We start from the raw sequence: 8,606 nt of genomic DNA on the forward strand, positions 1-8,606 counted from the left end.
ATTTTACTGATTTTTAATTAGTTTTACAAAGTAACTAAATATAGCGCTGAGAAAGCTACCGAAGGTTTAGTTCAACAGTGTATTTGTGCAATGCGGGGTGAATATATTCTTTGAGAATTCAGTTAACAATATCCGCAAAATGCTTTTCATATTCCTTTTTTTAGTAATTTAGAAATCTGAAAAAGCATTTTTGCTCAATGTGGTTTGTATTTCCACTTTTGGTTCGCAGTAGCCCGCACTGACACAAATACTTTTTTGGCGGTAATTTGAAGAAACAATTAACAACGAAAAACATTCAAGAAAATGAAGCTATAAGTAACTGTAAGATAGAATAAGAATTGAAATATCCTTTAATACGCAAAGTAGAAAGGGCGATTGTTAATATTAAAAAATTAGAAAATGACACAGTTACAAATGATTGACAAAACAAAGTCAATAGCTCAAAATGATAAAAATATTTCTGCCGTATTTATGTACGGGTCATTTACCAAAAATGAAGGGGACAAATATTCAGATATTGAATTCTACATCTTCTTGAAGGATAAAGAAAATTTTTCCGCTGAAAATTGGGTAAGCCAAATTCATCCTTTGGCATTATATTTTACCAACGAGTATGGAAGTGAAGTTGCCATTTTTGAAAATATGATAAGGGGGGAGTTTCATTTTTTGACAAACGACCAAATGGAAGTTATCAAATCGTGGGACGGTTTGGTAGAGTTTAGCGACTTTGACAAGATGATTTTAGTAGATAAAGAAGATTTATTGACTAACACGCTCAAAGAAATAAAAACTAAAGTACCTGATCGAACAACAAATGAAAATATCCTGTGGTTGAGCCAATCATTGTTGAATGTTTTACTTACAACAAGCAACTTAATTAAACGACAGGAATTTGCTCACGCTTACCAAAGCTTATCAAATGTTCAAAAATATTTACTTTGGTTAATAAGAATTGAAACATACCAAACCAAACATTGGGAAAGTCCAACAAAAAGCTTGGAAAAAGACATAGACCCAGATTGGTATTCGTTATTTCAGGAGACAACATCAGAATTAGATCCGACAGATATTAAAACAGCTTTCAAGAAGACATTAACATTGACTGAAAAACTTTTTGATAATCTTGGAGTTGAAGCAAAATTAAAGGGGGTATTAAGGAGAATTGAATAAAAAAAACTACCGCCAACATTGTATAAGCGTAATGCGGGCTGAACTGCTAAATTTGAGCATTTTTGCTCCTAAGAAACTTTGTGGTGGGCGGACAGTGAATTGCTCCGAAATCCCGCACTACGCTTATACTTGACCGTTATGTGCCATTTTTGAATGACAATGCGAATAGATACAGACAAACAAATGAATTTACTTAGTGATAAGAACGTTGCAATAATTGGTGGTGGACCCGTTGGACTGACTATGGCAAAATTATTACAGCAAAACGGCATAGACGTTTCAGTTTACGAAAGAGACAACGACCGAGAGGCAAGAATTTTTGGTGGAACCCTTGACCTACACAAAGGTTCAGGTCAGGAAGCAATGAAAAAAGCGGGATTGTTACAAACTTATTATGACTTAGCCTTACCAATGGGTGTAAATATTGCTGATGAAAAAGGCAATATTTTATCCACAAAAAATGTAAAGCCCGAAAATCGATTTGACAATCCTGAAATAAACAGAAATGACTTAAGGGCTATCTTGTTGAATAGTTTAGAAAACGACACGGTTATTTGGGATAGAAAACTTGTTATGCTTGAACCTGGTAAGAAGAAGTGGACACTAACTTTTGAGAATAAACCGAGTGAAACAGCAGATTTGGTTATTCTTGCCAATGGCGGGATGTCCAAGGTAAGAAAATTTGTTACCGACACGGAAGTTGAAGAAACAGGTACTTTCAATATACAAGCCGATATTCATCAACCAGAGATAAACTGTCCTGGATTTTTTCAGCTATGCAATGGAAACCGGCTAATGGCATCTCACCAAGGTAATTTATTATTTGCTAACCCCAATAATAATGGTGCATTGCATTTTGGAATAAGTTTTAAAACACCTGATGAATGGAAAAACCAAACGCAGGTAGATTTTCAAAACAGAAATAGTGTCGTTGATTTTCTTCTGAAAGAATTTTCCGATTGGGACGAACGCTACAAAGAATTGATTCATACGACGTTGTCATTTGTAGGATTGGCTACACGGATATTTCCTTTAGAAAAGCCTTGGAAAAGCAAGCGCCCATTACCCATAACAATGATTGGGGATGCCGCACATTTGATGCCGCCTTTTGCAGGGCAGGGAGTAAATAGTGGGTTGGTGGATGCCTTGATATTGTCTGATAATCTAGCCGATGGAAAATTTAATAGCATTGAAGAGGCTGTTAAAAATTATGAACAGCAAATGTTTATCTATGGCAAAGAAGCACAAGAAGAATCAACTCAAAACGAAATTGAAATGTTTAAACCCGACTTTACGTTTCAGCAATTGTTAAATGTATAAAATGGAATAAAACGGCACATAACAAACAAATTGGCAATAGAGCCGGTGAAGTACTTCTATTGAACTTTTGTGCAATGTTGAAGATTAGTAATTCTATTCAACATTTGTGCTAAAAGTCGGCTCCATCGCCAATTTGCCAAACGTTACCTGCAAGCATAAAAAACCAAACCGTAAATTCAAGAAACTAATGAAATCAAAAAGTTTATTTTCTTTTATTGTAACACTTTTCCTTATTTATGGATGTTCGTCTAACAGACAAGCAGATGGAAAATCAAATATTTTGGCTAAGAACGACATAAATATACGGGGCGACTTCCAAAATTATTTTGACAGTTGCGGAGTTGAAGGCACAATTGCTATTTATGACATTAGAAATGATAAATGGATTGTATCGGACACAGTTGGATTAGAAATTGAAACGCTTCCAGCATCTACATTCAAGATTATAAATTTATTGATTGCTCTTGAAACTAATACTATCAAAGATGAAAACGAAATAATAAAATGGGTTGGTAGTACAGATACAGTTAAGTATGGTTATAGACCCGAAATTTATCACGATATGCCAGTCAAAGAAGCCTTTGAATTATCAGCAGGTTGGGTTTTTGTAGAACTTGCAAAGAAAATCGGAAAAGATACCTATAGAAAACACCTCGCAGAGAGCAAGTATGGAAACAATAATTTATCCCAAACTGAAGCCGATTTTTGGAATTTTGGAGACTTTGCAATTTCGCCTAAAAATCAGGTCGAATTTGTAAAATCTTTTTATGAAGAAAAATTACCCTTTTCTAAGCGAAATATTGACATTGTTAAAAACGTAATGATTACGGAACAAAATGAAGAATATACTATAAGGGCTAAGACAGGTTGGACAAGGGAAAATAACATCAATACAGGTTGGTGGACAGGGTACATTGAGACCAAAAATGGGACTTATATTTTTGCAACAAGACTTTTACAAGACAGAAAAATGAAAAGGTCTGATTTCGGAAGTTGCAGAAAAGAAATTACCAAAAAAGTATTTAAAGACTTGAATATAATTTAAAAGAATGCCAGCAGGTAACAGGCGTTTGGCTCAATGGCGGGTGACGTGGTTAATTGAACATTCTACCTCGCATCAACTTTTGTGGTGTATTGACAGTTTTGTGCTCCAAAATCCGCCACTGCGCCAAGCGCCAAACCGTTATGTGAAAGAATAAAACGGCACCTCCAAAAAGAAAGTGCCGTTTCGAAATTAAATTTATAAATTCTCAATCCACTACTTCTGAAACAGTTGATTTTTCTATTAGAAAAATTCCGTCAAAAGCTTCTTCTATTTCAGTTTTTAGGCACATCGAATCAAATCGAATCTTATTACAATTTTTTAATTCCGTACTTCTGTTCATTAGTAAACAGCATTCTTTTCCTCCAAATTCTTGCATAATAAATTCAACAGAATCCGACTCTGGAAAATCAAGTGGAAATTTATCAACCCTAAAGCCAAATTGATAATCATTATCAGGATACAATGCCGCAGTTTCTCCACGTAGATTAGTTATTGCAAATGCTTTATATTTTTCTCCAAAAGTCATCGAAAGTCTTTGCCCCATTGGATAACAACTAATAAATCCATCAAAATCTACCGGAGTTTTTTGAATGTGAGCATTGTGGGCAACCAAAATAATCTTTTTACCAAGTGAATTTTTCAAAAACCAATCAATGCTTTCTGCCATATACTGGTCTTTTGCTCCCATATCTCCTTCAATTCCCCTTTCAGTAATGAAACTTTCCATAGCATCAGCATTATAATTCATATAAATCAAGCCTTTAACTTGATGAACTATCGATTGAAATTCTAAACTTTCTAATTTTGGTTGAAGAGTAATCAAACGAATGTAAACTTTTAATAGCAATGCTTTTAATTCATTATGTTCAGCTTCATCAAAAAGCGATAAATTTAACGCAAGCTGAGAAGTCGAATAGAAATCAAATTTCTCAGCAAGATTTAAAATCTTCTGTAAGACATCAGAAGAAACGATTGAAAGTCTTTGCAAATAATCAGATACAATACGAAAGTTTGGAAAATAAGAACCTCCATTTTTAGGAATATCCACACCTAAAAAGGTAATTTGATTATTATTGTCTTGATTATACCGACGAAGCCATAGCAAAGTATCTTTAAACTCATTTGGATAATAAAAGTGTGACAGTAACTTATCCAAATCGTCGAATGGAATTTGTGATTTTATCCACTTATCAACTTCTAATCCTTCAGAAAAACCAAACTCAAATGCCAAGGTGTCAAAATCACATTCAGTTACTAAAAACTCAATAACTTGATGCCTGAATGTAAAAAACTCTTTTATGAAATGTGAGTTTTCGCCTAAACCAACAATTGTAGAAGAATCAAAATATTCTCGAAATCGAAAAAGACTTTGTTTTATGGATGTATTATTTTCCGAATTAAACGGAAAAGTTAAGGGTTTTATATTTTTCATTATTACCTTATTTTAAATTAAAAATTAACGTACCAAATAGCAACCGTCTCAAAAAGACGATTTAATAATTTACTTTAATTTTTAATTACCAAGGCTTGCTGAAATACATAAAATGTGAATTATTTGAATACAAAGATACTAAAAATTCCTTCACATAATAACTAAGCTTTGGTTGGGCTTGAAAAGCCAACAATGAAAGCCCGTTGAACGGAAGCTTCGGGAGCTTTTCAGCGGTTTTTTGGCAGTCTATGGAGTTGTCGTTTTAGGAATTTAGATACACAAAAGCAGTTTTTTTAGAAGTACTGCTTTTTTTGTGGCTTTGGTAGCCCTTTGGAGTGGTTTCCTGCTGTTTTTCTGCGTTGCAGAACACAGATTCCCTTACCCGCAAAGGTTATTTCGCAGATAAAGGTTGGGTGACGAAAAGAAAATCCTGCGGCGGACCGCGCTGCCCGAAAACGGCAATGGTCACCAGGTTTCCCTCCCCGCAGCACCGGCATTTATTGAGCAAAGTTTTGGGTTCTGCTTCCGGAATCCGGATGTTTAAAGCTGACTGTAAACGCTGCAGTTTCCCGCGTTTCCAGCTGCTGCTTAAAATTCCGTAATGGCGGATCCGCACAAACCTTTTCGGCAGAATATGCAGGCTGAAGCGCCGTACAAACTCGGCATTGGGCATGCTCATTTCTTTTTTCTCTCCGCCTTTGCGGTAATCCTTGTAGCTAAAACGGACCTCTTTATCCGTCACTTCTTTGATGCGGTGGTTGCTGATGGCCACCTTGTGCGTGTAGCGTCCCAGATACTCGATCACCTGTTTCGGGCCGCCAAAAGGCCGCTTGGCATAGACAACCCAGTTTTTGGAGAAGAGCTTCTCTGCCAAAGCGGTTTCAACATCCATTGAAGCCCGCAACAGGGCGAGATATTTTGACCGGAACACTTTACTCAGCGCCTTTACCGGAAACAGGTATTTGTCGGTTCTTACTCTCTTTCTCCATTTCCCCTGTTTATTGATACCACCGCCCGGAACAATGCAGTGCAGGTGCGGATGCAGACTCAGGTTCTGTCCCCAGGTATGAAGAATGGCAATCATTCCCAACTGGATTCCTTCGGTTTTGCCGAACTGGTTTAAAGTGGCCCAAGCGCTTTCAAACAAAGTCTTGTAGGTGAGGTTGGGATTTGGGACTGCCAAAGCGTTCAGCTCTTCCGGAAGCGTGAAAACCACATGATAATAGGTGCACGGCAGCAGGTCCTGTTCGCGCTTGTGTATCCATTCTTCCTTTTTGTGTCCCTGGCACAGCGGACAGTGCCGGTTCCGGCAGGAGTTGTAGCTGATGGAAAGATTTCCGCAACCGTCACACGCATCAATATGACCACCCAAGGCAGAAGTCCGACAGTTGGACAATGCCCGCAAGGTCTTTTCCTGATGAACCGTAAAGTCTTGAACCGGTAAACTGATTTTGCGAAGGACTTCAGCGACAGTTCCGCCTTTACTTCGGGCCTGCATTTTTGCTGCATAAGGCAAAAACGGTATCCAGAGGACTGTGTGGCTGCTGATCCGAGAGCTGGCAGACATGAAGGTATTCCATTGTACTCTCAATGCGCTCGTGCCCCAAAAGTTTCTGAACCATAATGATGGGAACACCGTCTTCCAACAGATGTGTCGCATAACTGTGTCGAAGGGTGTGGGTATGAACGTCTTTGGTGATGCCAGCCTTTTTAGAAATGGTTTTAATCACCCACTGAACGCCGCGCTGGCTGTAGCGGGAATCGAAATCCGGTCTGGGGGAGCCTGACTGATCGATCTCTTCCACATTCCTGTTATGGTTCCCATTGAATAAATACCGCTGCGGATTTTCAATACTGATGAAGGTTTTCAGTCCGCGAATTAAATGCCCGGACAAGGGAACATACCGATCCTTGCTGCCTTTTCCCTGAACGATATGCAGCATCTTCCGGTCAAAGTCCAGATGCCGGAGTTCAATATTCCTGACTTCCATGCAGCGCAGGCCGCAGCCGTATAGAAGACCGATGAGCAGTTTGTGCTTCAGGAGTTCTGCAGTTTGAAGCATGCGCCAAACTTCCTGACGGCTTAAAACAGTCGGCAGTTTGTTCACTTTAGCAATGGAGGGAAGGTGCAGATGGCTGTAGGGCAAGCCTTCTGTCTTCAGCAGGAACCGCAGGCCGTAGACGGTATGCTTAAAATACGACTGAGAAGGCGTTTTGGAGCGCTGCTGGAGTTCAAACAGATAATCCTTTACCTGTTCGGGATCCAGCTCGGTGGGCAGGGTTTTGAAACGCAGCGCCAGGGCTGCCACATGACGGGAATAATTATCGAAGGTTTTACCGCTACGCCCCAGGATGGAAATATTCCGCTCGAAGCGTTGCAGCAGTTCAGCAAAACCGTTAACTTCACTCGAGGCACGGTTTAAAAGTTTATTTACCCTTAACTCCTCCGGAGATTTTTTTTTGTAGCCATTTTATAGATTTTATTGATGTTTTACCAAAATTAATAAAACAGCGAGGAGAAAAGCTACCGGAGGTTTAGTTCAACATCGCATTGGCAAAATGGCAGGTTAAGTGCTAAATTGAAAGTTTCTGCATTTTATTCCGCCGAATGTGTTCCACATTCGCTTTTTATTTGTAAGTTAGCTCTGTGGAAACACATCGGCTACGTTCTCGCTAAATTGAACTTTTTGTCCAATTTATCCGCCACTTCGCCAATGCGTTTCCCGTTATGTGTAATTTTAGCCGCAAACGCAGTTAAAACAAAAAGGCTCCGAATTCCGGAACCTTCTTTTTATCATTTCATTTTTCTAAAAAACTTGTACAACAAATCGATTTTATTTGAACAAAGAATTGGCATTGCTTCAAAAAGATTTTCCTCATCCCATTCCCACCATTTCATTTCCTGCAACTTTTGGATGTCATCATCGCTAAATCTCTTTTTTATTAATTTGGCTGGATTTCCCCCTACAATTGAATAAGGTTCAACATCTTTTGTAACCAAAGCACGACTGCCAATAACAGCTCCATCTCCTATCTGAACTCCTGGCATTATCATAGCTTCACTACCAATCCAAACATCATTCCCAACAACTGTATCTCCTGCTTTTTGAAATCCATCTTGGCTTTTACTGAAAACATCAAATTCAGACATATAAAAAAATGGAAAACTGGAAATCCAATCATATTTATGACCTTGATTACCTGCCATTATGAAACTTGCACCACTCCCTATTGAGCAGTAAGAACCGATAATTAGTTTATCGACATCATTCCTGTCCGGAAACAGATAACGAGCACAATCATCAAATGAATGACCGTGATAATAACCGGAATAATAAGAATATTTACCCGAAATTATATTGGGATTAGTTATGTGGTCTTTGATTATTTTTCCTTTAAAAGGACTTTCGAAGAAATTTTTCATTATTTAACATATTTAATTTACAATAAGACAATAAGGAGACAAAGAATAGTACTAAACTATTCTCTTCCTATACGTTGCGTAAAGTAAATATGCTAATCTGATAATTTCATCTGACAAATATACAAAAAAACTACACATAATAGCTAAGTTTTCGTTGCGTGCGCAGCACGAACAATGAAAACCCTGTTGAACGGAACCTTCGGCAGCTTTTGGTT

7 protein-coding genes are annotated in these 8,606 nt (G+C 38.0%); 3 read left to right on the forward strand and 4 right to left on the reverse strand.

Features of this window, described 5'->3' with window-relative positions; translation table 11 throughout:
• Nucleotides 1–399 precede the first annotated feature (399 nt).
• The 3 genes from lnu(I) to blaOXA all read left to right on the forward strand — a co-directional run bounded on the left by lnu(I) (nt 400) and on the right by blaOXA (nt 3,535).
• On the forward strand, nt 400–1,170 hold the full coding sequence (gene lnu(I) / locus H6W52_RS20560; protein WP_008992950.1) for a lincosamide nucleotidyltransferase Lnu(I): 771 nt from the start codon (nt 400–402) through the stop codon (nt 1,168–1,170).
• Between the two features lie 153 nt (nt 1,171–1,323).
• On the forward strand, nt 1,324–2,490 hold the full coding sequence (locus H6W52_RS20565) for a tetracycline-inactivating monooxygenase Tet(X2) (RefSeq protein ID WP_008651082.1): 1,167 nt from the start codon (nt 1,324–1,326) through the stop codon (nt 2,488–2,490).
• A gap of 187 nt (nt 2,491–2,677) precedes the next feature.
• Nucleotides 2,678–3,535, forward strand: a complete 858-nt coding sequence (blaOXA, locus tag H6W52_RS20570; protein WP_005938297.1) for an OXA-1327 family class D beta-lactamase — start codon at nt 2,678–2,680, stop codon at nt 3,533–3,535.
• 205 nt (nt 3,536–3,740) lie between these two features.
• Here the strand turns inward: blaOXA and ere(D) are convergent, their stop codons facing one another.
• The 4 genes from ere(D) to catB all read right to left on the reverse strand — a co-directional run bounded on the left by ere(D) (nt 3,741) and on the right by catB (nt 8,391).
• Nucleotides 3,741–4,967, reverse strand: coding sequence for an EreD family erythromycin esterase (ere(D), locus tag H6W52_RS20575; protein WP_095073170.1), 1,227 nt, complete (start codon nt 4,965–4,967; stop codon nt 3,741–3,743).
• Between the two features lie 391 nt (nt 4,968–5,358).
• Nucleotides 5,359–6,465 (reverse strand): IS91 family transposase, encoded by a 1,107-nt coding sequence (locus H6W52_RS20580; protein WP_185216941.1) that lies wholly within the window; start codon nt 6,463–6,465, stop codon nt 5,359–5,361.
• Entirely contained in the window at nt 6,449–7,276 is an 828-nt protein-coding gene (locus tag H6W52_RS20585; protein ID WP_185216944.1) for a tyrosine-type recombinase/integrase, read from the reverse strand. Before H6W52_RS20585 ends, H6W52_RS20580 begins: the two co-directional genes overlap by 17 nt.
• Nucleotides 7,277–7,761: 485 nt before the next feature.
• Nucleotides 7,762–8,391, reverse strand: a complete 630-nt coding sequence (catB, locus tag H6W52_RS20590) for a type B chloramphenicol O-acetyltransferase (protein WP_035589996.1) — start codon at nt 8,389–8,391, stop codon at nt 7,762–7,764.
• Nucleotides 8,392–8,606: the final 215 nt, after the last annotated feature.

Origin of the sequence: Chryseobacterium sp. C2(2020) (assembly GCF_014218915.1) — a bacterium.
Lineage (GTDB): Bacteria > Bacteroidota > Bacteroidia > Flavobacteriales > Weeksellaceae > Chryseobacterium > Chryseobacterium mucoviscidosis.